Source organism: Ensifer sp. Root127, assembly GCF_001425225.1.
GTDB lineage: Bacteria > Pseudomonadota > Alphaproteobacteria > Rhizobiales > Rhizobiaceae > Ensifer > Ensifer canadensis.
In genome coordinates, this window is record NZ_LMDX01000015.1 from 59,097 (window position 1) to 85,296 (window position 26,200).

18 protein-coding genes are annotated in these 26,200 nt (G+C 60.0%); 10 read left to right on the forward strand and 8 right to left on the reverse strand.

Annotated elements, in window-relative coordinates; all coding sequences use genetic code 11:
* Window positions 1-21 precede the first annotated feature (21 nt).
* From ASD03_RS18205 to ASD03_RS18220, 4 genes are all read right to left on the reverse strand, one after another.
* A complete protein-coding gene (locus ASD03_RS18205; RefSeq protein ID WP_107028396.1) occupies window positions 22-1,902 on the reverse strand; it encodes a glycosyltransferase family 2 protein in 1,881 nt (626 codons plus the stop codon).
* Between the two features lie 74 nt (window positions 1,903-1,976).
* Window positions 1,977-2,960: a UDP-glucose 4-epimerase GalE gene (gene galE / locus ASD03_RS18210; RefSeq protein WP_025424960.1), complete on the reverse strand. Its 984-nt coding sequence runs from the start codon at window positions 2,958-2,960 to the stop codon at window positions 1,977-1,979.
* 1 nt (window position 2,961) lies between these two features.
* Window positions 2,962-4,002: a UDP-glucuronic acid decarboxylase family protein gene (locus ASD03_RS18215; RefSeq protein WP_025424961.1), complete on the reverse strand. Its 1,041-nt coding sequence runs from the start codon at window positions 4,000-4,002 to the stop codon at window positions 2,962-2,964.
* Between the two features lie 622 nt (window positions 4,003-4,624).
* A complete protein-coding gene (locus tag ASD03_RS18220) occupies window positions 4,625-5,425 on the reverse strand; it encodes a response regulator transcription factor (protein WP_025424962.1) in 801 nt (266 codons plus the stop codon).
* A 989-nt stretch (window positions 5,426-6,414) separates the two neighbouring features.
* Here ASD03_RS18220 and ASD03_RS18225 point away from each other — a divergent pair.
* The 6 genes from ASD03_RS18225 (at window position 6,415) to ASD03_RS18250 (ending at window position 16,109) form a co-directional block, all read left to right on the forward strand.
* A complete protein-coding gene (locus tag ASD03_RS18225; RefSeq protein WP_025424963.1) occupies window positions 6,415-7,401 on the forward strand; it encodes a hypothetical protein in 987 nt (328 codons plus the stop codon).
* A gap of 161 nt (window positions 7,402-7,562) precedes the next feature.
* On the forward strand, window positions 7,563-9,725 hold the full coding sequence (locus tag ASD03_RS18230) for a hypothetical protein (protein ID WP_025424964.1): 2,163 nt from the start codon (window positions 7,563-7,565) through the stop codon (window positions 9,723-9,725).
* 224 nt (window positions 9,726-9,949) lie between these two features.
* Entirely contained in the window at window positions 9,950-12,166 is a 2,217-nt protein-coding gene (locus tag ASD03_RS18235) for a type I secretion system permease/ATPase (protein ID WP_162174740.1), read from the forward strand.
* 2 nt (window positions 12,167-12,168) lie between these two features.
* The gene (locus ASD03_RS18240) at window positions 12,169-13,518 is read left to right on the forward strand and encodes an HlyD family type I secretion periplasmic adaptor subunit (RefSeq protein ID WP_025424966.1); all 1,350 of its coding nucleotides are present in this window, start codon (window positions 12,169-12,171) and stop codon (window positions 13,516-13,518) included.
* A 169-nt stretch (window positions 13,519-13,687) separates the two neighbouring features.
* Complete coding sequence (locus tag ASD03_RS18245) at window positions 13,688-14,182, forward strand: hypothetical protein (RefSeq protein ID WP_025424967.1); 495 nt, start codon at window positions 13,688-13,690, stop codon at window positions 14,180-14,182.
* Window positions 14,183-14,339: 157 nt separating this feature from the next.
* Window positions 14,340-16,109 carry a GNAT family N-acetyltransferase gene (locus tag ASD03_RS18250; RefSeq protein WP_025424968.1) on the forward strand — a complete coding sequence of 590 codons (1,770 nt, stop codon included), beginning with the start codon at window positions 14,340-14,342 and terminating at the stop codon, window positions 16,107-16,109.
* Window positions 16,110-16,137: 28 nt separating this feature from the next.
* Here the strand turns inward: ASD03_RS18250 and ASD03_RS18255 are convergent, their stop codons facing one another.
* The gene (locus ASD03_RS18255) at window positions 16,138-16,428 is read right to left on the reverse strand and encodes a DUF2218 domain-containing protein (protein WP_025424969.1); all 291 of its coding nucleotides are present in this window, start codon (window positions 16,426-16,428) and stop codon (window positions 16,138-16,140) included.
* A gap of 96 nt (window positions 16,429-16,524) precedes the next feature.
* Complete coding sequence (locus tag ASD03_RS18260) at window positions 16,525-17,448, reverse strand: siderophore ABC transporter substrate-binding protein (protein WP_025424970.1); 924 nt, start codon at window positions 17,446-17,448, stop codon at window positions 16,525-16,527.
* A 403-nt stretch (window positions 17,449-17,851) separates the two neighbouring features.
* Between ASD03_RS18260 and ASD03_RS18265 the strand changes: the two genes are divergently transcribed.
* The 3 genes from ASD03_RS18265 to ASD03_RS18275 are packed head-to-tail and all read left to right on the forward strand — an operon-like array spanning window position 17,852 to window position 20,515.
* A complete protein-coding gene (locus ASD03_RS18265) occupies window positions 17,852-18,802 on the forward strand; it encodes an iron chelate uptake ABC transporter family permease subunit (protein WP_025424971.1) in 951 nt (316 codons plus the stop codon).
* Window positions 18,792-19,760: an iron chelate uptake ABC transporter family permease subunit gene (locus ASD03_RS18270; RefSeq protein WP_025424972.1), complete on the forward strand. Its 969-nt coding sequence runs from the start codon at window positions 18,792-18,794 to the stop codon at window positions 19,758-19,760. Before ASD03_RS18265 ends, ASD03_RS18270 begins: the two co-directional genes overlap by 11 nt.
* A complete protein-coding gene (locus tag ASD03_RS18275) occupies window positions 19,757-20,515 on the forward strand; it encodes an ATP-binding cassette domain-containing protein (protein WP_025424973.1) in 759 nt (252 codons plus the stop codon). Before ASD03_RS18270 ends, ASD03_RS18275 begins: the two co-directional genes overlap by 4 nt.
* 10 nt (window positions 20,516-20,525) lie before the next feature.
* On the opposite strand, the gene ASD03_RS18280 is transcribed toward ASD03_RS18275, so the two are convergent.
* Together ASD03_RS18280 and ASD03_RS18285 are read right to left on the reverse strand one after the other, a co-directional pair.
* Window positions 20,526-23,624 (reverse strand): efflux RND transporter permease subunit, encoded by a 3,099-nt coding sequence (locus tag ASD03_RS18280; RefSeq protein ID WP_025424974.1) that lies wholly within the window; start codon window positions 23,622-23,624, stop codon window positions 20,526-20,528.
* A complete protein-coding gene (locus ASD03_RS18285; protein WP_025424975.1) occupies window positions 23,621-24,778 on the reverse strand; it encodes an efflux RND transporter periplasmic adaptor subunit in 1,158 nt (385 codons plus the stop codon). The genes ASD03_RS18280 and ASD03_RS18285 overlap by 4 nt, the downstream gene beginning before the upstream one ends.
* Before the next feature lie 284 nt (window positions 24,779-25,062).
* On the opposite strand from ASD03_RS18285, the gene ASD03_RS18290 reads away from it, so the two are divergent.
* Window positions 25,063-25,662, forward strand: coding sequence for a TetR/AcrR family transcriptional regulator (locus ASD03_RS18290; protein ID WP_025424976.1), 600 nt, complete (start codon window positions 25,063-25,065; stop codon window positions 25,660-25,662).
* Window positions 25,663-26,200: the final 538 nt, after the last annotated feature.

Below are 26,200 nucleotides of genomic sequence, written 5' to 3' on the forward strand. Positions count from 1 at the left end.
AGAGGCCTGCGGCACGCTGCGCTACAGCGATGCCTGAAGCCGCCCGACCTTGCCTGTCACCCTCGTCTCACGCACCTCCGGCAAGCCGGAGCCTTTCCGCAGCCCGTCTGTCGCGGACGACGAAAACCCTTTCCATTTCAGGCGAAAACGAACGACCCTGAGGTCCGATCCACCCTGCCCGGCACCGGCGACCGAAAACTTCGCTTCGGTGAGCCCGACGAAACCGAGTCCCTGCGAGAGCGCCTCGGTGGCCTCCGCGCCATGGCGGATGGCCGACTGTCCCGACAGCACCGAAATGACCACGAGACAGCCAGCGGTCAGCGCCGTCATGGCCGTACGGGGAACGAGGGCAAGGCGGTTCTCCCGCGCATGCTGGGCGTGGATGGTGGCAGCCAGCCCGGCGTAAACAAGGGCATTGATGCCGGTAAAGATGTAGAAGCCGCGCGCCGTGCCGGCGTCGGAGACGAGCCAAAGCGCAAGCGCTGAGCCGAGCGATAGCAGGAGGTAGGGCATCATGACGCGCAGCGGCAGGGGGGCTGCCGGTCCTGCGCCCTTGGGCGTGATGCGGAAATCGACAAAGGAGCCGCTGACGTGATCGCGCACAGCCGCGGCGCAGCCGAGCAGCGACCAAGGCCAGCGGGCAAAGAGAAACAGCATGCCTTCCCAGCTGAGAACCCGCGCATCAAAAGGACGGAACGTGCCGGTCGAGCGCCAGAAATAGGCAAGCCCGATCAGAACCAGCGACAGCGGCGCGAAGTGCAGCAGGAAGTCGGGATAGGTGGCGGCGACGAAGCTCCGCCCCATGACCAGCGCCATGATCGGCATGACGAACATCAACGCCATGAACAGGGAAAACAGCGGGTACCAGAGCTGCGAGAAGACGAACTGGAACTTCAGCCGCATCGGCAGCCTGGGCACATAGACCGGCGAATATTTGAGCAGGATCGTTACCAGGCTGCGCGACCACTGGAATTCCTGGATAACGAGATCGGCAAAGGTCGCGGGCCCATCCCCATGGGCGATCGCATGCAGGGCATGCACGCCCTTCCAGCCGCCGGCGTTCATCAGGAGCGTGGTCGAATGATCTTCGGCAAGCTCTGGCCCGAGACCGCCGACCTCTCTCAGCGCCTTGGTGCGAACGGCATAATGCGAGCCGATGCAAAGCGGCGCCCAGCCGTTGTTGTAGCCCGCCTGCAACGAGCCGTGCAGGCTCGCTTCGGCGTGAAGGCGACCGCGCGCCGACCAGCTGCGCGCCGCATTGGCATCGCAGATGCTTGGCGCCGAGACGTAGCCGACCTTCGGGTCGTTGAACGGGCGCAGCACCTCGACGAGATAGGTCGGCTCCGGCACGTGATCGGCATCGAACTGGGCGACGAAATCATAGCGTTCATAGCCATAATGATCGTAGAAATAGGCGAGGTTTCCCTCCTTGCAGCGGGTGCGCCGCGGCCAGGTGGCGCGGTGGTAGTCAGCAACCCCCTTGCGCGTCGAAACGAGCACACCCTGCCGCGCGCACCAATCGATCGTCTCAGGCGACGGATCCTCGTCCGCCAGCCATACGTCGTAATCGCAGCCGATCTGATCGAGCATTGCCAGCAGCGTCTTGCGGACAACAGTGAAAGGTTCTGACGGCGCCTTGGTCACGACCATGGCGATCCGGCCGTTCGGGACGGCCCGGCCGTTCTTTCCCGCGACCTTGGCGCCTGCGAAGATGAAGATGAAATAGGCAGGCAGTAGTGTGATCCAGCCGACCACGATCGTAATCATGACGTAGGATGGCCAATGGGTGACATGGGCGGGATCAAGCCACCACGCCCAGAAGAACAGGAATGCGACAATCCAGGCTGCGATGCCGAAGCCGTTCGCAATCCGCATGCGTGTCGAAAAAAGCGCCACGAGCATCGCCGAAGCATCGCCGGCCGGCGCCGCCGTCAAGGCAGCGGACCTGGCGGATGGGGCGAATGACATCTTGCCTGTCATGACCGTACCTCCAGCCCGAAACCGGGGGCAGCCGTTCGGATGATGGTTTCGATATTGGACAGCGACGGCCGGAAGCCGAGCGTCCGGCGTGCCCAGGTGGTGTCGGCATACAGCACCGGCGGGTCGCCGGCGCGACGCGCCAGAAGCTGCACGGGAACCCGTCTGCGGGTCACCTGATGGATGGCGTCGATCACCTGCCGGACCGATGTGCCGTGGCCCGAACCGAGATTGGCCTTGAGCGGCTCGCCGCCGTTGCGCAGGTAGTCAACGGCGGCAACATGCGCCTCGGCCAGGTCCATGACGTGAATGTAGTCGCGGATGCAGGTGCCGTCGGGCGTATCGTAGTCGTCGCCGAAGACATCGAGCCTATCGAGGCGGCCGGCTGCGGCCATCAATGCCCGCGGGATCAGGTGGGTCTCGGGATCGTGCCGCTCGGTCAGCTGCCCATCGGGATCGGCGCCGGCGGCATTGAAATAACGCAATGCAACCGACCGGAACCCGTAGGCCCGGGCATAGTCGCCGAGCATCAATTCGATCATCAGCTTCGTGCGACCGTAAGGATTGACCGGAAGCTGGATCGTGTCCTCGGTGATCGGCAAACGCGGCGGCACGCCATAGGTCGCGCAGGTGCTGGAAAAGACGACGCGCGCCAGCCCCGCTTGACGGCAGGCCTCGAGCAGCGAAACGCTGCCGGCGACATTGTTGCGATAATACTTTCCGGGATCCTCGACCGATTCTCCGACGTAGGCGGAGGCCGCGAAGTGGATCAGGCATTCGGGTTTGAAGGTCCGTATAGCCTCGACGATCCGATCCGTGTCTTCGAGCCCTCCTTCGACCAATGGTCCCCAGCGGACATTGGTCCGGTGCCCCGTCGACAGATTGTCGTAGACAACAGGCAGGAAGCCGGCCTCATCGAGGCGTTTGCAGGTATGGCTGCCTATGAAGCCGGCTCCGCCGGTGACAAGAACGACGCGCGACATATCATACCGCCTCTCCCGCCACGGCGAGATCTGACGCGCCCAGGCGGCGATCGAAATAGGCAATGGCGCGTTGAAGCCCTTCGCGTAGCGCGACCTTGGGCTCCCAGCCGAGCTCCGCCATGGCCTGGGAAATATCCGGCCGGCGCTGACGCGGATCGTCGACGGCTGCCGCACGGTGCACGATGCGCGAGCGTGAGCCGGTCATCGTGCGGATCATCTCGGCAAGTTCGAGAACCGTGAACTCGCCTGGGTTTCCAAGGTTGATCGGGCCGATGCAGCCGTCATCCGAGATCGATAACCGTATGAAGCCCTCGATGAGATCGTCGACATAGCAGAACGACCGCGTCTGATGGCCATCGCCATAGATTGTGAGGTCCTTGCCGAGCAGCGCCTGCACCACGAAATTCGAGATGACGCGTCCATCGTCGGGGCGCATCCGCGGCCCATAGGTGTTGAAGATCCGCGCGACCTTCGTCTTTACTCCGTAGGTGCGGTGATAGTCGAAGAACAATGTCTCGGCCGATCGCTTGCCCTCATCATAGCAGGCGCGCGGCCCGATCGGGTTGACGTTGCCGAAGTAGCTTTCGCGCTGCGGGCTGTGCAGCGGATCGCCGTAGACCTCCGATGTGGAGGATTGCACGACCGTGGCCCCGGTGGCGCGGGCGTTTTCCAGCGCATTCATGGCGCCGAGCACGTTGGTCATCAACGTTCCCACCGGGTCGGCCTGATAGTCCGGCGGAGATGCCGGTGAAGCAAAGTTGAAGATGACGTCCACGTCAAAAAGGAAAGGTTTGCGGACGTCGTGCTCGACGATCTGGAAGCGGCTTGTCTCGCTGAGATGAGAGAGGTTTTCTCGCCGACCGGTCGAGAAGTTGTCGAGGCAGACAACGCTGTGCCCCAGACAAAGAAGTCTTTCGCAAAGATGAGACCCGAGAAATCCGCCGCCTCCGGTCACCAGTATTCGCTTGGGTATGCCTGCTACCTTCTTCAGAAAATCCTGCCCGCCGACAACCGGCAGCTGACCACGACCGACCTGACGCATTACACACCTCCAATTATTATACACACCATTGCACCTGGTGATTGGAGACGAGACGTGACTGAAAGCTACAATAAGGAAATATTCTTTATCAAGAATTCAAAACACGACCCGACAATATAAAAATAATATCCAGAAGGACCACGAATCCTTCTTCAGTAATTTATTATGTTAGATGATTAGCAAATAATTAATACATAGTCAACACGGAACTAAAATAACAATATATGATGCCATACACAATAAAGTTACAATCACAAAACATGTACCTAATTTGAACAAAAAATCAGCAGACATCACAAATTATAAACAGATAGCGAGAAGATATAATTACATCCATCGAAATATCTTCGTATAACTACATAACTGAAGAATAATTACTCAACCATCCGGCATCAACGACATATCGGATCTACGCCATACGGCCACGCTTCCTCGCACCTCTGTCTGCGACACGCGATACTCGCCGCCACGACAAAGCATGCGATGCCCGCCTGGGCCACCGCAACAAACATCACAGACGACGTGAGAGTACTTGGGTTAAACCGCGCCCAACGCAAACCGTCCCTCAAAGTCGCCAATTGGCGATGAGCAACGGAAGCATCATCCCCGACGTCTCACGGCGTCAGTTCTTCCAGCGCGAAGAAAACGGTCCCGCCGCGTGCTCGGAATCCGCATCGGTGGTAAAATAGCGCGATGCTGCTTCCGTCCGGTTTCGCACATTCATCTTCTTGTAGATGTTGCGGACGTGAACCTTCACGGTGTTTTCCGACAACCCAAGGCGATCGGCGATAATCTTGTTCTGGGTTCCCATGCAGATCAAATCGAGAATCTGCACTTCGCGGGTTGTTAACCCACCCAGACTTGCCTCCCGCCGCCGCTTTCCGGCATTCGCATAGACAGCAGCATCGGACGCTTCCGCCTGCCGACCATAGAGCTTGGCCGAGTTAAAGGGGTCTACCGACAGCCGCCGCAACAGTGCAGCCGGGAAATGCTCGCCCCCCTTCATCAGCAGATCGATCGCCGCAAGGCAGACATCAAGGTGCAGGTTGAGAGGAAGGACACCATGGATCAACCGCTCTTCAACAAAACCGGCGATCGACGGATCGAGTTCTTCGGCATTGTCCACCACCAGTCCGATCGAGGCCTTGGGATGGAACTCGTGAATGGTCCGCAGGATTGTCGGAAATGTCTTGGCAGACATGCGGTATAGCATGATCAAAGAAACATCGACGAGATTGCCGTCGAGCAAATTGTCGGGGTCGGAAAGACTAACGACGTCATGTCCAGAAAACCGGGAGCCGACCGCCTGCATCAAGCACTCGGCAAACAGGTCGATCTTGGCAAGCATGACAATCTTTTTCTTTTGCGACAAAGCCTTGTTGTTATCTTCAAAATCGCCCACGTTATGGCCTTCAGGATGCATTACGCCCTCCTCGGGTTTTCCCATTTATTCTTATGGGTGCGCCAGCCTGACTCGGAGTTACGCCCATCTCAGCAAATTGATTCGTGACCAGTGGATAGCGCGAACCCTCTCCACAGACGGAAAATTCGCACTAGCTAATGTATCGTAAAGGTAGGAGGGGTGAAACAACCCAAAAGGATTAGATGCCCTCCAGAAAGCCCCTTAAATCGTTCTAATTAGAACCATCTTTGGGCTAATTCTTAACCAAAAGTATAACAAGATCGTATCCGAAGCGTCTGAATGGGCTTTCAGCCTAGGCTACTCAGCCATCCATATCATCCATTTCCATCCGCAGCGTCGGCCGCACACCGTCCGTGCGCCGGCTCTCGCCACCAGAAATAGCTTCTCTCCAGAGAGAACCTTAGGCATATACCTAATAATACTTCCTAGGAGCTATCTCTCGGGGTGAGCATTGCACTCCCCGTGATGGCTGACAAGACCTCTCTGCGCTCTAAAGCGCAACTTGCCCGCGAGCACCAGAGGTTGCGCCAGGTCGATTTTTGCAAAGATTAACAAACCCTTGCGATCCCTAAAACCCCAAAAAATCCCGAAAAAACGCCGATAATTCGCCCAAAAATGGCATGCTAGCTCCAATTGATGTCTATCGTCCCGTCGTATTCAGAGCCACACTCCTCTCATCGCACTTGAGTTTCGTGTGATCCGAGCCCGGTACCTGTGTGTGCGTTCTGGCTCGCGGCCCGTGTGAATGTGTAAGCGTAGTGAAGCGTAAATCAGTATTAAACCAAAGACATAATCACACGTAATGATTGAGTGCAGGAACTAACCTGCCGCAATTCGATACTTAAAACAACATTGAAATATATTGAGACCCCACAGATGAATATCCCGCGGGAGCATCATCTGAAATTCAAAAAAGAGCCAGCTCCGGATAAAAACCTCATAAAGATGTAGGGGTTTCGGTGCTGGCTCCTTCTCAGGAGGAGAACCACATGTCCGCACTTCTCGACGATAGCATCAAGGCCGATGATGATCTGAAAGTCGGCGCTCTCGCCGATGGACTGGCAACCAGTGCTGCCAATGATCTGAACGTTGACGACGGGTCAACGAGCAACGTTGGCATCGCCAACGGCAATGACCGCAATAACTACAGCGACAGTTCGCAGGACAACGACACCCACATCAAGACGGATGTCGACACCGACATCAAGACCGAGGCCAATGAAAACGGCGACAACCGCAACAACTACTCCGACAGCTCGACCGACTACAATTACGACTACGATTACAAGGACAACAGCAGGGTCGAAACAGATATCGACCAGAAGGCCAACGGTGACAACCGCGACAATTCCTATGAATGGGATTATGACAGCAAGGTTACCACCAAGACAGACATCGATACCGACATCAAGACGGAAGCCAACGACAACGGCGACAATCGCAACAACTACTCGTCATCCGACAACGACATCATCACCAAATCGGACGACGACTTTGCAACGCTGAAGGACGTCAAGGACTTCGACAATCTCGGCATCGCCGGTGGGGACCTCACCTTCAATCTCGGCGACGACTTCTCGTTTAATCTGAACGTCGACCACATCCTCAACAACTCGCTCGAAGGCGCCGGCAACGATACCGGTTTCAGCGTGGTACAGGCCAACAACCTTGCCGATCAGGACCAGGCCTACGACGTCAGGATGAACAACTCGGACGCCAACAACGACCTGCGCGCCGACGGCGGGCACTCGGATGGCGGCGATGGTCTGAACTTCGACACCAAGTCGGATTGGGACCTCAAGGCCGGTGACGGCATCAACGGCAGCACGACCTCCGACTCGTCGGCGATCCTGGCAAATTCCGGCTTCCATCAGGAAATCGTCCAGGGCGCGAACCTTGTCAGCAACACCGTCGACTCCAGCGTCATCGGTGGCAATTCGCAAACTACGGATGTCGGTCACGACACCGACAGCTGATCGATCCGTTTCACAAGAGAAGACTGCACCGGCCCCCCGCGCGGCCGGTGCAGTCGCGCAGATTTGATTTCGGATCGGTTCGTTTCTTTTTTACCGGGGCATTCCTGTCTAGGCCCACCGAAGTCTCCCTTTGATGCGGAAAAAAGGGAAGGATCGGGACAATGCATACGGAAAGAGTGAATGAAATCATTGCACATTTCATCGGCCTGTTCGAAGCCGATACCGATGAAGCACGGCTGAGGCAGAAGCAGCTCGAAGGCGGTGATCTGAAGGAAGTTGCGCAGCAGCTCGAAGACGGCGAAGCAAAGCCGTCCGACTTTACATCCTCATACCAGCTGGTCGACTATGATCCTGAAGTGCTTTATCGAGCGCCCTCCCATGACATTGCCGATGTGGACCTGTTCGGCCGGATCCGCGGCTTCGGCGATCATTTTGCCGATGCTGTCGCCCAATACGGCAATACCGTACCGGTGAAGCTGTTCGCCAACCTCGGCCAACCCGACGGGGCACCTGTCGAAGACAAGTTGATTGTCCACGACGGCCCCGGCTCGGTCATCGCCCATGTGGTCCAGGCCAATATGGTGCGCGACGACGACGCCCTGAACATGACGGATTCCGAGGTCGCCCCGCGCGACACGACCTACGTCAGCTACAAACTTGCCGAATTCAGCGCCGAGGCAGCCGAAGCCACTCCATTCGCGCACTACACCCGCGTCGACACCTTTGAAGGTCTCTCGAAAATCGCCGACGATCTGTCGGACTACGCCGCGGCAAACCGACTGCCGGAACCGCCAGCCTCAAGCAGCGAGCCCGCCCTCAACGCAGGCGCCGATGCTGGCACAACCATTGTACTCACCGAGCAACCCGCCACTACGGATCCGCTCGACGACGAAATCGACCTTCCCACGACCGTCTCTCCGGACGAATTGCCAAGGGATGACAACGGCAATTTCGCCTTGGCCGCCGACAGCATCGAGGGCGTCTACGTCAACGGCTGCCGCGTCGACGAAGCCCCGGTTCTTGCGGACTTCATGCCTGATCGTGGACTGGCGCAACCGGTTGCCGATCCGGAAGGCACCGACGGCCCGCTGCAGGAGGAAGACGACAAGAGCGGCAATTCCGTTTACGTCGAAGCCGGCGCCAACATCGTCGCCAATATCGTCAGCATCGTCGAGACCGGCGTCATCGCCCCCGTAACGGCGGTGATGGGCGGATACCATCAGATCGACATCATCTCGCAATCCTACGCCTATGCCGACAGTGACAGGCTGGATAGGGTTCTGAGTGAAAACTCGGCCGAATCTACGTCACGCACGGTTGCGATGAACATCGCCAATTTCGGCCGTGATGCCTATCATTCATCGTCTTCCGAGCAGGACGGCGATACGGCTCAATCGTCGATCTTCCCGAACGCCTGGCGCGTCAGCATGGTGGAGGGCGACGTTTCCTTCGTCCATTGGGTCGAGCAGTACAACTTCGTAAACGACAACGACACGGTGACCGTGACCACCACCGGCGTCCAGACAACGGCCCTGACCGGTGGCAACGTGGCGGTCAACCTCGCTTCCTTCCTCGGTTTGGGCGACCAGTACGACCTGGTGATCGTCGGCGGCAAGGTCCTGGACCTCAACATGATCACCCAGGTCGCCGTCTTCTACGACAACGACCACATCAGTGGCATTGCCGCCGGCAACGGCATGACCGTAAACGAGAGCGGCAACCTGATCTGGAACCAGGCGTCGATCCAGAACATCGGCGCGAATGACCGCTTCGAAGCGATCCCGGACTATATCCAGAAGGCCGTCGACAACATCAACGACCGCATTGACGAACTGCCCTCAGGCTTTTCGCATGACCTCAATTTCCAGGGCTATGAAGGCCTGAACATTCTTTACATCACCGGCAACCTGTATGACGTCAATGTCATCAAGCAGATCAGCATTCTCGGCGACGCCGATTCCGTCAGTTACGTCGCCAGCAAGATCCTCAGCGACAATCCGGATGCTGACATTACCATCCACACTGGTGCAAACGCCGTCGTCAACAGCGCTCAGATCATCGACTACGACAGTTTCGGCCACACGACCTATGTCGGCGGCCAGGTCTATTCCGATGCGATCCTGATCCAGGCCGGCCTTGTCGACCACGACACCGATACCCATGACGTGACGCCCAAGGGCGACCGGCTCGCCAACGAAGTCATCGCCTTCATCGGCGACGACGACGCACCGTCACATCCGACCGAAACAGTGATCGACGCCGGCAATGACTTGTCCTGGTCCAACGGCCAATGGAACGACGTCATGCACACGGTGCTGACCTAACAAGAACACGAACGGGGGAAGGCATGAACGATCTTTCTAAGTGGCGTGGCAGCGGCAGCAAGGCGCCTGCACGGGAAGAGCCGGCTCCGGAGGTCGTCGACGAACTCGAAGCAGCGTTGACCAACCGATGCATCGCCGCGATCAACGAGGCCGTTGAAGGCCTGCGAAAGGTCGGCCTGGATATCCGCACGACACGGAAAGGGCACGCGCCGGCACCGAAAGCGATGTCGGAACCCGCGAAACTCGCCGATGCCCCCGCCCCCCGCGACCAAGACGATTCCGACGCAGAGTTTCTCGCCCTCGCCCGCTCGATGGCAAACCCCATCCGCCATACCGAGAAGAAGCAGGCCAGTTATCACTTCGGCCCAAGGCGCGACGGCGCCCGGTGGCAAGACCGCGAAAGCGCACCGCTGGAGGAAGTTGAGCGTCAGGCAGCGCCGGTCGTCGCGGCAATCGCCGAGATGCCGATCGCAAAGGCGGCGCCGGCGGAACTGCCGGAAAACAGCTCGACTGCGCAGCAGCAAGCACATCGTCGTGGCAACGACAGCGACCCGGCCGATGAATTGAAGGGCCGACCGGGTCGCGCTCTCCCGCAGACGATCGACAACGATCCAGGCCCGCTGAAAGAGAATGACCGCCGTCCGGCCGTCCGCGACGGCGGCGGCGCCCCGACCGATGGCGGCGGTGGTGGTGGTGGCGACAAGCACACCTTCCACAAGCGCATGGGACCGGTCAATTTTGCCGCCAGCCTGCGCAACGGTATGGCCGTCGTCCGCCGCAACATGATGATCGTCATCGCGTTTACCATCGCGATCAACGTTCTGGTCCTTGCCATTCCGATCTACCTCTTCCAGATCTCCGATCGGGTGCTGACCAGCCGCTCGCAGGATACGCTGGTGATGCTGACGATCGCCGTGCTCGGTGCCATCGTCCTGCAGGTCATCCTCGATTCCATCCGCCGCTTCATCCTGATGCGCACTGCCGTCGAAATGGAGGTCCAGCTCGGCGCGCCTATCTTGAGTGCGGCCGCGAGAGCGTCACTGCACGGCAACGGTCGCGACTATCAGGTGTTGAGCGACCTCCAGCAACTGCGCTCCTTCATCGTCTCCGGCACCCTGATCTCGTTCCTCGACGCGCCGCTGATGCCGTTCTTCGTGGTGGTCGTCTATATGATCCAGCCGCAGCTCGGGTTGATCGTCATCATGTGCTGCGTGGTGCTGTTCGTGATCGCGTATCTCAATCAGAAGGCGACGTCGCAGCCCTTCAGCGAGGCCAACGCCTTCCTCAGCCGCGCCAATTTCCACCTGGATTCGATGTCGCGCAACTCACAGATCATCAACGCACTGGCGATGATCCCGGAAGCAGTAAAGATGTGGGGCCGCGAGACTGCCGGTTCGCTGAAATCGCAAGTCTATGCCCAGGACCGCAGCATCATCTTTACCGGGGCATCAAAGGCGGTGCGCATGTTCACCCAGGTCGCCCTGCTTGGCTGGGGCGCGCATCTGTCGATGGACGGGCACCTCACCGGCGGCATGGTCATTGCTGCCTCGATCATCTCGGGGCGGGCGCTTGCGCCGGTCGAAGGGGCAATCGAGGGTTGGAACCAGCTCAATCATTCACGTGCCGCCTATGGCCGGATCAAGCAGTTGCTGGTCAACTCGCCCTTGAACTTTCCGCGCCTGCGACTGCCGAACCCGGAGGGCCGGCTCGATGTTGAACGCATCCTCTTCGTGCCGCCGCCGCAGAAGCGCGTGATCCTCAACGGCATCTCCTTCTCGCTCAACAAGGGGGAGTCGCTTGCGGTTATCGGTAATTCCGGCTCCGGCAAGACGACGCTCGGCAAGATGCTCGTCGGTTCGATCGTGCCGACCTCAGGCAATGTCCGCCTCGATCTCATGGATTTGAGAAACTGGGACCAGCGGCAGTTCGGCGAAAGCATCGGCTATCTGCCGCAGGACGTGCAGCTGTTTCCCGGCACGATCAAGGCCAACATCTCGCGCATGCGCGACGATGTCGAAGACAGCGCGATCTTCGAAGCGGCCGTACTCGCCGACGTGCACGAGTTGATCGCGTCGTTCCCGCAGGGCTACGAGACGATCGTCGCTGCGGACGGTGCGCCGCTCTCGGGGGGCCAGAAGCAACGCATTGCGCTGGCACGCGCCTTCTTCGGCAACCCAAAATTCGTGGTGCTGGACGAGCCCAATTCCAATCTCGACACCAATGGTGAGGCAGCGCTTGCCCGCGCACTGGTGCATGCCAAGAAGCAGGGCATCACCACCGTGACCATCACCCAGCGTCCCTCCTTGCTGCAATGCGTCGACAAGATCATGCTTCTGAACGAGGGAACCGTTGCCATGTTCGGTGCGCGCAATGACGTGCTTGCAGCCATCGGCGCCAAGCCGAAGGACGAAAAGTCCGCACCCCGTATCGCCGGAGAATGACCATGAGCCGCGAGAAGAAGAATGCCGCCGAAGAACATGCCGTCGAGTGGTACTCGGAGGTGCCGCGATCGATCAAGCTGCACAGCATGGTCGGCCTCGCGTTGATCGTCGCTTCATTCGGCGGCTTCGGCTACTGGGCCTTCGCAGCCCCTCTGGCAGCGGCAATTATCGCCCAGGGCAGTTTCGTCGCCAACGGCAACAACAAGATCATTCAGCACCTCGAAGGCGGCATCATCGAGCAGATGCTGGTGGCCGAAGGCGACAAGGTCAAGACCGGCGATATCCTGGTCAAGCTCGACCAGACGCCGTCGCGCGCCAACGAGCGCGCCCTCAACCTCAAACGCCTGCGTCTCGAGGCGGTGGTCGCACGGCTGCGTGCCGAAGCCATGGGCAGCGATACATTCAAGATCCCCGACATCGTCAAGAACGAGGCCAGCGATCCGGATATCCACGCGATCATCGAGAGCCAGAACGTCAATTTTCACAGCAAGAAGATCAAGCTCGACGACCAGCTGAACCTCATCGACCAGAACATCAGGTCGCTGGAGTTCCGAGCCCAGGGCTACCAGCGCCAGCAGGAATCGTTCAACAAGCAGCTGGATATCCTCAACGAGGAGCGGGACGCCAAGAGCAAGCTTGTCCAAGGTGGACTGACCAAGAAATCCGAACTGATGGCGCTCGACCGCGCCGCGGCCGATGCGATGGGCGAGATCGGCAGGCTCGACGCCGAGGTCAAGGAGAGCCTGTCGCAGATCGACCGCTATCGCCAGGAGGCGGTCATTGCCGTCAACGCCAACAAGCAGGCGGCGCTCGATGGGCTTGAGGCCGCAGAAGCCGATCTCGATGGCGTGCGCGAGCAGTTGCGCGAGGCAAGCGAAGTTCTCGGCCGCGCCACCATCCGTTCGCCCGTCGACGGCACAGTGGTGCGCAGCTATTTCCATACCGCCGGAGGGGTGATCGCGACCGGCAAGCCGATCATGGAAATCCTGCCGGCCAATGTGCCGCTGATCATCGAAGCGCAGGTGCTGCGAACCTCGATCGATCAGTTGCGGGTGGGCGAGGATGCGACCATCCGTCTCTCGGCGCTCAACCGCCGCACGACTCCGGTGCTGAGCGGCAAGGTCTTCTACGTCTCGGCGGACTCGGTTGAAGAAGTGAGCGGCGGCCAGCAGCGCGATGTCTATATCGTCCGCGTCGAGGTTCCCGTCAGCGAGATCCACCGCATCCACGGCTTCCATCCGGTGCCGGGCATGCCGGCGGAAGTGTTGATCACGACGTCGGAGCGCACGTTCTTCGAGTATCTGACAAAGCCGATCACCGACAGCATGTCACGCGCCTTCAAGGAAACCTGAGGCGAAGTACGGGGGGTGGGGATGACGAAGGGGCTAAGCAGAATGGGGCGGCAGCTTTCGCTGTTTCACCAGCAATCTGCCAACGCCTTGAAGGCTCGGTCATTTCCGTCAAAATGGTTTGCGCCGGCAATGGCAGCGCGTCATCGATGGCGCACAGAGGAGACGTTCGATGGCAGCGATACACGAGGTGCTTCTGCTTGTCGGCCGCCTCAACTATGTCTGGACCAATACCGAAAGCCTGCTGATCTATATCATCGCCCACCTGTTGAATGTCGACAAGGAGCGGGCGATCGTGGTCTTTCTGACCTTGAACACGACGCGCGCCCGCATCGATCTGACCGAGCGCCTGGCCAAGCTGCCGGTCACGCCGGTCGACACGCGCGACAGCGTTCTTTCGATCATGGACCGGCTGAAACAGCAGTCGAAGATGCGCAACAAATACAATCACTGCATCTATTCCTTCGACGAGCAGGGCGAGATCTCCAGTACACAGCTGATGCGCCTGGTCGAGGGCGACAAGGACATTCGCTACGGCAAGGTCGAGCAACTGGACGCCCGGGAACTGGAGCGGCTCGAAGCCGCCATCCAGGAGATCACCGAAATCAGCAAGAGCCTCTGGGCCTTCATTCGCTCACGGCCGAACTTCGACGAGCGTTCGATCTAGACGAGATTGCCACAGCCGGCAGGCGACATCCTGCATTCGGATAATATCCTTGGTATATAATGGCTAAATATTGACTATAAGCTAAAGTTGTTTCGAAGAAATTCTGGCTTGAAATACGCTAAACTAAAAATACTTCTCAGTTGCGTAAGAGGGCGTTATGAAAATAGATATTATTGATACTTTAGAATATTTTGAGAAAGTTCGCGAAGATTGGGATCTGATCTACCTAGAAGACCCGGAAGCTCATCTATTTCTTTCCTGGGAGTGGCTGCAGAAATATCTGTCGCACCGACACCGCTGGTTCATTCTTGCCCTCAAGCAGGAAGACGATGGGCGGTATTGCGCCTTCCTGCCATTGAAAGTGTCGACCTACCAGGACGACACGACCAAGCTTTTCTGCGACGAGATCCGGATGGCCGGCAACTATGGCGCCGACTATACCGGCTTCCTGTGCCGGCCCGGCCTGGAGGATGCTGCGGCCGATACCTTTTCTGCCCACATCGGCAAGGAGAACTGGACGACCCTCACGTTCGATTATTTCTCTACGGCCTCTTCGCGGCTCGATCGTCTGCTCGGCGCCTTTCCCGAAGACCAGTTCGTCCAGACCAGCAACGAGCGCAGCAATCCCGACAATATCGACAATACGATCTGCCCCTATGTGAACCTGCCCGAAAGCTGGGAGGACTATCTCGCCACGCATATGAGCGCCCAGACGCGGCAGAAGCTGCGTCGCTTCATGCGGATGGTCGAGGCATCACCCGATTACCGCATTACCCACGCGACAAAAGACACGATCGAAAGAGACCTCGACACGCTGTTCCGGCTGTGGCGCATCAAATGGGCAGAGCGCAAAGGCAGCAAGGTCGATCGGCTAATCACGTTCACACGTGAGATGCTGCTGGACGCCTTTAACCAGGGCGCGCTCGATGTTCCCGTTCTGTGGTATCAGGACCAGCCGCTCGGCGTGCTTGCCAATCTGCTCGACCGGCAGAAGAAGACCGTCCTGTTCTACATCACCGGCCGCGACGAGACGTGGACGACCCCTTCCCCGGGGCTTCTGCTGCACGGCTTTGCCATTCGCAATGCGATCGCCTGGGGATATCGGGTCTACGATTTCCTGCGCGGCAACGAAGCCTACAAATATTCCTTCGGGGTTGAAGAGCGCCGCATTCGCAGCATGCGTGTCAAAACGCGATCAGGCCGCAATCTGCGCAACTGCCTCAACCCGCGCAGCATCGAACATGTCTACGAGCGCGCGGTGGAACTGCACAGCCAGGGGCGACTGGACAAGGCGGAACCCGGCTACCGGCAGGTCATCCACACCGTGCCGACACACACCCGGGCTCGCTACGGCCTCGCCCAGCTTTTCGACGACAAGGGCGAGCACGACGAGGCCGAATATCTTTACAGAAGCCTGCTTGCAACGATGCCGGGCGCTGGCAAGATCCAGCATCGGCTCGGCGACAGCCAGATGGCGCAAGGGCACTACGCTGAAGCGGCCGAGACCTTCGAGGCCCTGCTGGCCCGCCATCCGCTCGTAAGCCTCGTGCGCTACAAGCTCGGCGTCGCCCTCTGCGCGACGGGCCGAGGCGAAGAGGCCCTCAGCATCTTCAGCAGCTTCGAGGATATCCTTTCCGACGATCCGGATCATGTGCGCTGCAAGCTCAAGGCGCAGGAAGCCGTCATACGTCTGAAGGCAGCCCTGCAAACGCCGCAGCAGGACGAGGTTCCCGAACCGGAGCAAACGCCGGTATCGATCCCGCCGCCGCAGAGAGTGTTGGTGTCGCCGAAACGAGCGCTTGATGCATCCGTGCGCCTGCCGACCGCGCCACCCCTGCTTCAGCCGTCCCTGCCATCAGGCATATCGGCGCACCTGCAGTCGCGATCGAACAGGCCGGGCGAAACAGGTTCACGGATCAAGCATTAAATATATCGATTGCGAGGTGGCCGACCGCTCACTCGGCGGTGTCGGACCAGTCGAGCGACGTCAGCTCCTCGCGAAATGCGAAGCGGATGATGTGGCGTTCGATGACGTCCTTACATTCCGCCAGCGCCTCGGCATCCGGTGATTCCGCGACGAAAGATAGCTGATCGCCGCGCGCCGTCATGCGCGCGGTGCTCGCCCCTATCGTCGCCACAGAATCCGTCTCGGTATATTCGACCGTCGTCTTGTGGGCGAAATGCTTGGACAGCTGCTGCAGGTATTGCGACGCGCGCGCGGTGGTAATACCGCTCGTGGCTTTCAACATGTTCTTCTCCACACTGCATGGGGTCGGTGGGCAGGCCAATGAAAGAGAAAAGGCGCCATGATTGCTCCTACCGCCCTTATCGGAACCTCAAGCCTACTTCTTGCTCAGTGCTTCGGTGAGCTGATCGACGATATCCTGCTCGGACTTCAGGCCCGAACTCGTCAGGTAGAGCTTGGCGGAATCGAGATAGACGACCCGCTCGTTCTTCCAGGCCTTGGTCTGGCGCACCAGCTCGTTGTCGAGCAGCGCTGCGGCCGGCTGGCCTTCCTGGCCGATCGCCGCGTCGCGGTCGACGACGAAGATCCAGTCCGGATTGGTCTCGAGGATATATTCGTAGGAAACGGCCTGGCCATGCGTCGCGACCTGCAGCTTCGGATCAGCCGGTTCCACACCGAAGATGTCGTGGATTTCGCCGAACCGCGAACCCTTGCCATAGGCGCTGATCTTGCCGCCGGTCGTCAGCAGCACGAGGCCGGTGCCGGCACCCTTGGCAACACCCTGCAGCTTTTCGATCGAGGCGTCGAGTTTCTCCGAAGCTGCCTTGATCTCCGCTTCCTTGCCGAAGATGAGGCCGAGAATAGCGGCGTTCTTCTTGACGCTGCCGATCAGATCCTTGTCGTCGGAGGTGAGGTCGATGGTCGGCGCGAGCTTGGCAAGCTCGGCATATTTCGACTGCGAACGACCACCGACGATGATCAAATCCGGTTCGGCGGCATTGACCGCCTCGTAGTCGGGCTCGAACAGCGTGCCGATCTTCGGATAGGTGTCGGACTTGTATTTTTCGAGTGACGGCGGGATCGCAGAGCCGGGAACGCCCGCCACGGGAATGCCGAGCATGTCTAGCGTTTCCAGCATTCCGAAGTCATAAACCAGCACGGTCTTCGGATTCTTTTCGACATCCGTCGTACCGCTGCTGTGCTCGATCTTCAACGTTTCAGCGCTTGCGGCAGGCGCCAGAGCCAGGACGGCAGCGACTGCAACACTACGAAGACCATTAGAAAACAGAGATATATTCATGACTTTTTCCCTCATCTTTTCGATCGTCCTAGCGCGATTTTCCAAAGAGGGCAACAAGGCCGTTTGCCGTCCTTGCAAATGCCGTGCGCCAAACCGCGGCCCATGAACGTGTGCGAGCGCCACCAAAAATGTCCTGGACCGATCCACAGGCCAGCCTGCGCTGGCATCGGCGACGTCGAGCGAACTGCCGCAGCGGATGCGACGAAACTTGACTAGCCATGTCATATATATGAATGAAGCTCAGCTCCAATCCGGCGCTGGGCGGGGCAAGCTTTTAGCGGTGCCGGGAAAGACGCAAACAAAACCTGTCCCAAGCTGCTTGGAGGCGACGGAAGAATGAACGGCAACAAGTCGACAAAGAAGAGCCAATCACCAAAACGCCGGCGCGCCTAAAGACCGATCGATGAAACCACTTCTGATTGCCGTTCCCGTCATCTTTGTGCTTGCCGTCATCAGCGTCATGACCGGCGTCGGCAGCCTCGCTTCAGGACTTGAGAGCGATGGTCGCGGCTGGCTGTTAATCGTCGAAAGCCGGGTGCCGCGCACACTCGCACTGATGCTCGCCGGAACCGGTCTCGCCGTCGCCGGCACCATCATGCAGATGCTCGCCCGCAACCGCTTCGTCGAACCATCGACCGCAGGCACCGCCGAATCCGCCGCCCTTGGCATGCTGCTGACGATGATCTTTGCGCCCACTCTGCCGGTCGCCGCCAAGATGGGCGTCGCGGCGCTCACCGCGCTCGCCGGTACGGCGTTGTTTCTAAAAATCCTGCGCCAGATCCCGTTGCGCTCGGCGCTGATGGTGCCACTGGTCGGCATCATGCTCGGCGGCGTCATCAGCGCCGTCACCACCTTCGTTGCCTATCGCTACGACATGATGCAGTCGATGGGGGCGTGGATGTCAGGCGATTTCTCCGGCGTACTGCGCGGTCGTTACGAGTTGCTGTGGATCGCACTTGTTCTGACGTTGATCGCCTATGTCACCGCTGCCCGTTTTACCGTCATCGGCATGGGCGAGGAGATCGCCCGCAATGTCGGCCTCGACTTCAACAAGGTGGTGACGCTCGGCCTTGGCATCGTTTCGATGGTGACGGCCACGGTCGTTGCCACCGTCGGCATGGTGCCGTTCCTCGGACTGATTGTGCCGAACATCATCAGCCTCTTGGTCGGCGACAATCTCAGGCGCACCCTGCCGTTGATCGCCGCAACCGGGGCCGGGCTGGTGCTCGCCTGCGACATCGTCGGCCGCATCGTGATTGCGCCCTACGAGATCCCGGTCGGAACGGTCATGGGCGTCGTCGGCAGCGTCGTCTTCCTCTATCTGCTGCTTTCGAGGCGCGCCCATGCAGGCTGACATTAAAAGGGTTTCACCCTCCGGCATGCTGCTCGTCACAGCTATGCTCGCGCTCCTGTCGATGCTGGCCTTCATGACACTCGGTGCCAGGGGAAGCTGGGCCTTCATCCTCTCCTTCCGCGGCACCAAACTTGCGGGCATGGTTCTCGTCGCCTATGCGATCGCCGTCTCGACCATCCTGTTCCAGACGATCTCCGGCAACCGCATCCTGACGCCATCGATCATCGGCTTCGATGCGATGTATGCGCTGCTGCAGACGGTCATGGTGTTCTTCCTCGGAGCCGCCGGCGCCACCGCCGTCGACCCGCGGTTTCAGTTCATCATCGAAGCCGCGGCGATGGTCGGTTTTTCCGTACTCCTGTTCCGGGCGCTGTTTTCCGGAGGCACCCGCAGCCTGCATCTCCTGATGCTGGTCGGCATCATCCTCGGCGGGCTGTTTCGCAGCCTTTCGTCCTTCCTGCAGCGGATCCTCGATCCCAACGAATTCGTGGTGCTACAGGACCGGCTGTTTGCCAGCTTCAACACGGTCAACGCCGACCTTCTCGGCATTTCCGCCGTCGCCGTCGCAGCAGTTACCTTCGTTCTCTGGCGGCTGTTCCCAACCTTCGACGTGCTGTCACTCGGCCGCGAAAGCGCCATCGGGCTCGGTGTCGACCATCACCGCACCCTTACCATCCTGCTCGTGCTCATCGCCGTTCTCGTTTCCGTCTCCACCGCGCTTGTCGGCCCGGTGACGTTCTTCGGTCTTCTGGTCGCCAGCCTCGCCTGGCAGATCACCCCGACGGCCAGCCATCGCTTCGTGCTGCCGATTGCCGTGTGCCTGGCCATCGTCACGCTCGTCGGCGGCCAGGTGATCCTGGAGCGGCTGTTCGCTTTCAACACCGCGCTCAGCATCGTCATCGAATTTGTCGGTGGTCTTGTCTTCATCTTCCTGCTTGTTCGAGGCTCCGCCCGATGATCGAAATCCGCGACGTGACCAAATCCTATGGCAGCAATGCGGTCGTCGACCGGGTCTCGATGACCTTGCCGGCCGGCGGCCTCACTTCGATCATCGGCCCGAACGGCGCCGGCAAATCGACGCTGCTGTCGATCGTCAGCCGGCTGATACCAATGGATGAGGGACAGGTTCTGGTCGACGGGCTCGATGTCAGCAGGACCGCCGGCGACGTGCTCGCCCGGCGCCTGTCGATCATGCGCCAGGACAACCACATCACCGCGCGCCTCAGTGTGCGCGATCTCGTCGCCTTCGGCCGCTATCCCTATTCGAAGGGTCGCCTGACGGCGGTTGACGTCGAGCATATCGAGCGCTCGATCGCCTATGTTGGCCTGCACTTCCTGGAACACCGGTTCCTCGACGAGCTATCGGGCGGCCAGCGCCAGCGCGCCTTCATCGCCATGGTGCTCTGCCAGGATACCGATTACATGCTGTTCGACGAGCCGCTCAACAATCTCGACATGAAACATGCCGTCGAGACGATGAAGCTGCTGCGGCGCCTGGCCGACGATTTCGCCAAGACCGTTGTCGTCGTGCTGCACGACATCAACTTCGCCTCCGCCTATTCGGATCGCATCGTCGCCATGCGCGACGGCAAGCTCGCCTTCGAGGGCGCACCGAAGGAGATGATCGAGCCGTCGCGCCTGCAGGCGATCTTCGACGTCGACTGCCGCGTTCACGCCGTCGGCGAAACGCGGCTCGTCAACTATTTCGAATAGGCCGGTCGGCTCAATGGGAAGAGCCAGATGCGAGCGGGCGGCCTTTGCGCGCGGCATCAGCGATCTTGTCCTCATCTGTTACCGATGACAGCCGCTTCAGCCGGCGCCCCAGGCGAACGCTGACATCATCCATCACCGTGAACATCACCGGCACGAAGACGAGGCTCAGCATCGTCGATGTGATCAAGCCGCCGATCACGGCGATCGCCATCGGCGCGCGGAAGGCTGCATCCGCACCAACGCCGATCGCCGCCGGCACCATGCCGGCGACCATGGCGATCGTCGTCATGATGATCGGCCGTGCACGGGTCGTGCCCGCCGTCAGCAAGGCCGTTCGCCGGTCCGCCCCTTCCTTGCGGCAGACGATCGCATGGTCGACCAGCAGGATCGAGTTCTTGCAGACGATGCCCATCAGCATCAGGATACCGATGGTCGAGGACAGATCGAGCGCCGCCCCAAACAGGATGAGTGCCAGCGCAGCGCCGCCGATCGACAACGGCAGGGCAATCAGGATGGTGATCGGCTGCAGGAAGTCCTTGAATAGGAGCACGAGCACCGCGGTGACCATCAGGATGCCGGCAAGCAGAGCAAGCGCGAAATTGCGAAACATTTCCGACATGTATTCGGCTTCGCCGTAACTGGCCTGCGAAACCCCCGCCGGCATCTTGGTCATGGCCGGCAGGGCTGAAACTGCCTCGAATGCCGTGCCAAGCGTGATGCCGTTCAGATTGGCCTCCACCGCCATCAGGCGTTTGCGGTTGAGGCGTTCGACGCTGCCCTCCTCCGCGCCAAAGGAAATGTCAGCCACCGATGTCAGCGGCACCAGCTTGCCGGAGTTGGTGCCGACGCGCAAATTTCGCAACGTGTCGAAATCCGCCCGCGCGGTTTCGTCGAGCATCACCCGGATTGGCACCTGCCGGTTGCCGAGATTGAACCGTGCCGAATTGCTTTCGCTATCGCCCATCGTGGCAATGCGCGCGACCGTGCCGATCGACGTTACCGAGACGCCAAGCCGGGCAGCCTCGTCGAGGCGAGGCTTCACCAACAGCTCAGGCGACAGCAAGGGCTCGGTCGACTGGACGTTGACAAGGCCCGGCATCGCCCGCATCTCGTTTTCGAGCTGGCGCACGGCCTGGGTCAATGCCTCCGCGTCATCACTGGTCAGATAGATCGACAGATCCTTGGCGCCCTGGTCGGACGCAAAGGTCGCCTGGATATCCGGCGTCTCCGCAAGCAGCGGCCGCAAAGAAAGCTCGAACGCCTTGCGGCCGAGCGCACGCTCCTTGCGCGGACGAAGCTTGATCAGCAGGTCGACCCGGTTGAGGCTGTCGGCAGTCGCAAGCGCGCTGTCGACCTCCGGCCGCGCTTTGATCTTGCGCGTCAGCTCATCCGAAACACGCGCCGTTTCCTCGAGCCGCGTGCCCGGCGGCAGAGTGACCTTCAAGGTCGAGAGGTTGCTGTCGCTCCCCGGTATGAAGCCGGTCGGCAACATGGTCAGGAGCGCGATCGAACCGACGAAGATCAGGGCAACGATGGAAAGCGCCGTCTTGCGATGATCGAGCGTCCAGCCGAGCATCCGGACATAGGTATCGGCGATGCGCGAGCGCTTGACCTCATGGCCATGCCCCGCCTTCGGACGAAGCAGATAGGCCGCCATCAGCGGCGTCAGCAGGCGGGCGGCCGCCAGCGAGAACAGGACAGCGATGGCGACCGTCAGGCCGAACTGCTTGAAATATTGTCCGACGGCGCCGCCGATGAAGCTGACGGGCGCAAACACCGCCACGATCGTCAGCGTCGTCGCCACGATCGCCAGCCCGATCGCATCAGCGGCATCGATCGCGGCAAGGAACGGCCGTTTGCCCATGTCCACATGCCGCTCGATATTCTCGATCTCGACGATGGCGTCATCGACCAGAATGCCGATGACGAGCGTCAGCGCCAGCAGACTGATGCTGTTCAAGGTGAAGCCGAGCAGATCCATGACCATGAAGGTCGGCAGGATCGATAGCGGCATGGCCAGCGCCGAGATCAGTGTTGCCCGCCAATTGCGCAGGAACGCGAACACGACCACGACGGTCAGCGCCGCCCCTTCGAGCAGCGCCGTCACCGCCGCGTCGTAGCTGTCCTTGGTGTACTCGACCAGCGAGATCAACTCCTTGATCTCGACGCCGGGTGTACGCGCCTGGATTTCCACAAGCCGCGTGGCAACGCGATCGGCAACCACCGTGTCGCTCGCGCCCTTGCTGCGCGACACCGAGAAGCTGACGACCGGCTCGCCGTCGAGCCGGGCAAAATTGCGTGGTTCGGACGAGGTGTCCTCGATTTTCGCCACATCCGAAAGCTGGACCCAACGGCCGCCCGAAATCGGTATCGACAGGCGCGAAAGCTCCTCGACGGAGGTGGCGCTGCCAATCGTTCGGATCGACTGCTCGCGCCCGCCGATCTCGCCACGCCCGCTCGGGACATTGGTATTGAGCTCGCGCATCGCGGTGTTGACCTGGTCGGCCGTCACGCCAAGCGCCAGCAGGCGCTCCGGATCCAAGGAAACGCGAACTTCGCGGCTGACGCCACCGAGACGCTGAACCTTCTGGACGCCCGGAAGCGTCAGAAGCTCGCTGTTCAAGGTATCGTCCACGAACCACGACAGCTCGACCGCGGACATGTTGGGTGCGCGCACGGTGTAGTAGATGATGGCGCTGCCATCAACGTCGAGGCGCGAGACCACCGGTTCCTGGATCGACTGCGGCAGATCGGAGCGGATCTGGGCGACCGCTTCGCGCACGTCGTTGGCGGCACGGTCAGGGTCCGTGCCGATCTTGAACTCGACCGTCGTTGTCGAGACACCGTTGGTAACCGTCGAGCGAATGTGGTTGACGCCGACCAAGCCGGCGGCCACCCCCTCGACGCGCCGCGTGACCTGCGTCTCCATTTCCGCCGGCTGGGCGCTCGGCTGGGTGATTGTCACGGTGACGACGGGAAACGACACGCTCGGATTGGCGTTGACGGGCAGACGCAGGAACGAGGCGATGCCGACAAGGGTCAGAACAACGAACAGGACGAGCGTCGGTACGGGCTTTCGGATCGCCCAGGCGGATATATTGCTGGTCATTTCTGCGCGCCTGCCTGAGCGGGTTCAATGTCTTTGGTGGCAACGGCCTCACCCTCACGAAGAGAGACGCCGGCCTTGGCAACAACGCGTTCGCCGGTATTTAGCCCCGACACGATCTCCACCTTGCCGTTCTGGCGCATCCCGGCCTGGACGGTCTTGCGCTTGACCTTGCCGTCCTCGACAATGAACACTGAGGGCATTCCGTCCGGCGTGCCGTAAAGCAGCGCGGAATCGTCGACCATGATGGCCGGACGTTCCGCAACAACGATTTCCGCGCGGCCGAACGTTCCGGCATAGGGCGGCTTGTCGGTCATGAGCGCAATCTTGGCCGTGCCAAGTCGTGTCTCGCTATCGATCTTCGGATTGATCACCCGGACATGACCCTCGATCGTGTCCGTGCGTCCGGAAAGCTTGACCTTCACCTGCTGACCGACAGCAAGCAGGGGTAGCTCGCTTTCCGGTATTTCAGCGGCAAGCTCGATCTCGCCGTCACGGATCAGCCGCATCAGCGGTTCCGTTCCGGCCAATGCACCGGCGCGGGCAAGGCGCTCGGAAACGATGCCGGTGGAAGGGGCGACGATCACGGCGCGTTCGAGCTTGCGCCGCGCCTCCGCCTGGAGCGCCTGAGCCTGTGCGTCCTCGGCGCGGGCGACTTTGACCGCCTCGTGCGCGATGGCCACTGCCGAAACACGCTCTTCAAGGAAAGTCTCGGCTTTCAGGTGCCGCAGTTGGCGTGCACGGTCGAGCTTCTTTTCTTCCTGTCGAACGGTCTCTTCCTGTTGAGCAACCGCCGCACTGGTGCGGGCGACGCGCCCTTCGGCTTCCCGCAGGAGGTTTTCCAGCATCTCGGTTTCCAGTCGGGCAAGAACCTGGCCGGCGACCACTCGATCGCCGACCTCGACCTCGACCTTGGCGATCCGCTGCTCGGTCAACGTCGTGCCGACGGCGATTTCTTCGCGTGCGACGAAGATGCCGGCAAAGGACCGCATCCATTTCTGTGGCTGCCTGTCGGCCACAAGCGTCGAGACGGTGCGGGTTGCGGCTGCGACATCGGCGCCCACCGATGCGGCAGCCTCGTTGGCAAGCAGCTCGCCTGCAGTGGCAGCAAGCAGGAACGTGGCAATTGCTGCGCTCAGAACTGGGGAACGTCTCATTCTGGTTGGCTTTCGCTGACGGGAATGGATGTCGACCAATCCTCTTGAGGATCGCATCGCGTCGACAGGTCCCTGATTATCGCGTTCAGAAGGAATTATTTCTTCGATTAGTCAATCTACTAATTCCATCAGCTGAACACGTCAATAGTAAGGCGATCGCATGCAAGCATTGCGGGAACATGGCGCTCTTGGCACCAGACCGCTTCTATTGACTCTGCAAGACCCGCATCGCATATGAGATCGATCAGTCTATTAAAGAATGATGGCCACTGGGAGCAGGCACGATGCGCAAGATCGACCCGGAAAAACATGCCGCAAGGCGGCAAGTCATCCTCGACGCCGCAATCGTCTGTTTTGCCCGTAAGGGATTCCACGGCACTTCGACTGCGGAAATCTGCGCCGAGGCAGGCATGAGCCCGGGCAATCTCTTCCATTACTTTCCGACCAAACACGCCATCATCGCCGCGATCGTGGAGGTCGAACGTCAAGAAACGGCGGAGTTTTTCCGTGAACTCCATGAAGCGTCGGATCTTTTTGCCGCCCTTCTGGGTTTTATGGACGTTGTCCTGCGGCTGGCGGCCGATCCGGTCTTTTCCAGCCTGGCGCTGGAGATCGCCGCCGAGGCCACGCGCGACGAACGCATCGGCGAACTGGTGGCGGCGAATGACGCTGACCTGCGCACCGCCCTTGCCACTGTGATCAAAGCGGCGCATGAACGCGGACAGATCGATGCCGCCATCGATCCCGAGGGCGGCGCACGCTGGATTGCAGCGATCATCGACGGCATCTTCGGGCGCATCGCCGTCGATCCGGGTTTTAAGCCGCTGGAAGAGGCGCCGATGCTGCACCTGCTGCTGACGCGTTTTCTCTGTCCAACAGGCTGAGCGGTGCAAGATTTTACAGTGAGTTGATTTGTGCGGCCGCCGGTGCGTGGCCGCCGACGCCTTCAAGGCCGGGTCGCATCCTGGCTCATCAGAGCGACATCCCAGGGGGCTTCCGATTTAGACGGAACCGCACAAACGCTCTATCTCTTTGTTTTTACGCATTTCCTCACGGAAACCGCTTCGCACTTTTCCTAGAAATGCTCTATGCCGGATCCTCGCCATGTTACGGCGCCTGATGCGACCGTCAAAACCGTCAGAACCGACGCCCTCTTCCAAGACGATGCTGGTTCGAGCCTTTGCCGTTGACGCACGTGTATGCGGTTTACGCGTCTCGCATTCATTTGCCCTTGAAGGTCCGTGTTTTCCTGGACTTTGTTTTGGGCGAGTTTGGCGGTTAGCCGGTTTTGTTTCTTTGCCCCAGAACGCCAAAAAGCCCGCCGGATTTACCTGGCGGGCTTTTTTTTTGATTTGGTTGCGGGGGCAGGATTTGAACCTGCGGCCTTCAGGTTATGAGCCTGACGAGCTACCGGGCTGCTCC

Excerpts from the sequence above, each read along its gene's own strand:
- ASD03_RS18225 (WP_025424963.1), top strand. The coding sequence starts at position 6,415 with ATGTCCGCACTTCTCGACGATAGCATCAAGGCCGATGATGATCTGAAA.
- ASD03_RS18245 (WP_025424967.1), top strand. The coding sequence starts at position 13,688 with ATGGCAGCGATACACGAGGTGCTTCTGCTTGTCGGCCGCCTCAACTAT.
- ASD03_RS18270 (WP_025424972.1), top strand. The coding sequence starts at position 18,792 with ATGCAGGCTGACATTAAAAGGGTTTCACCCTCCGGCATGCTGCTCGTC.
- ASD03_RS18275 (WP_025424973.1), top strand. The coding sequence starts at position 19,757 with ATGATCGAAATCCGCGACGTGACCAAATCCTATGGCAGCAATGCGGTC.
- ASD03_RS18240 (WP_025424966.1), top strand. The coding sequence starts at position 12,169 with ATGAGCCGCGAGAAGAAGAATGCCGCCGAAGAACATGCCGTCGAGTGG.
- ASD03_RS18280 (WP_025424974.1), bottom strand. The coding sequence starts at position 23,624 with ATGACCAGCAATATATCCGCCTGGGCGATCCGAAAGCCCGTACCGACG.
- ASD03_RS18230 (WP_025424964.1), top strand. The coding sequence starts at position 7,563 with ATGCATACGGAAAGAGTGAATGAAATCATTGCACATTTCATCGGCCTG.
- ASD03_RS18260 (WP_025424970.1), bottom strand. The coding sequence starts at position 17,448 with ATGAATATATCTCTGTTTTCTAATGGTCTTCGTAGTGTTGCAGTCGCT.
- ASD03_RS18235 (WP_162174740.1), top strand. The coding sequence starts at position 9,950 with ATGTCGGAACCCGCGAAACTCGCCGATGCCCCCGCCCCCCGCGACCAA.
- ASD03_RS18290 (WP_025424976.1), top strand. The coding sequence starts at position 25,063 with ATGCGCAAGATCGACCCGGAAAAACATGCCGCAAGGCGGCAAGTCATC.
- ASD03_RS18285 (WP_025424975.1), bottom strand. The coding sequence starts at position 24,778 with ATGAGACGTTCCCCAGTTCTGAGCGCAGCAATTGCCACGTTCCTGCTT.
- ASD03_RS18220 (WP_025424962.1), bottom strand. The coding sequence starts at position 5,425 with ATGCATCCTGAAGGCCATAACGTGGGCGATTTTGAAGATAACAACAAG.
- ASD03_RS18215 (WP_025424961.1), bottom strand. The coding sequence starts at position 4,002 with ATGCGTCAGGTCGGTCGTGGTCAGCTGCCGGTTGTCGGCGGGCAGGAT.
- ASD03_RS18250 (WP_025424968.1), top strand. The coding sequence starts at position 14,340 with ATGAAAATAGATATTATTGATACTTTAGAATATTTTGAGAAAGTTCGC.
- ASD03_RS18265 (WP_025424971.1), top strand. The coding sequence starts at position 17,852 with ATGAAACCACTTCTGATTGCCGTTCCCGTCATCTTTGTGCTTGCCGTC.
- ASD03_RS18205 (WP_107028396.1), bottom strand. The coding sequence starts at position 1,902 with ATGCTCGTGGCGCTTTTTTCGACACGCATGCGGATTGCGAACGGCTTC.
- galE (WP_025424960.1), bottom strand. The coding sequence starts at position 2,960 with ATGTCGCGCGTCGTTCTTGTCACCGGCGGAGCCGGCTTCATAGGCAGC.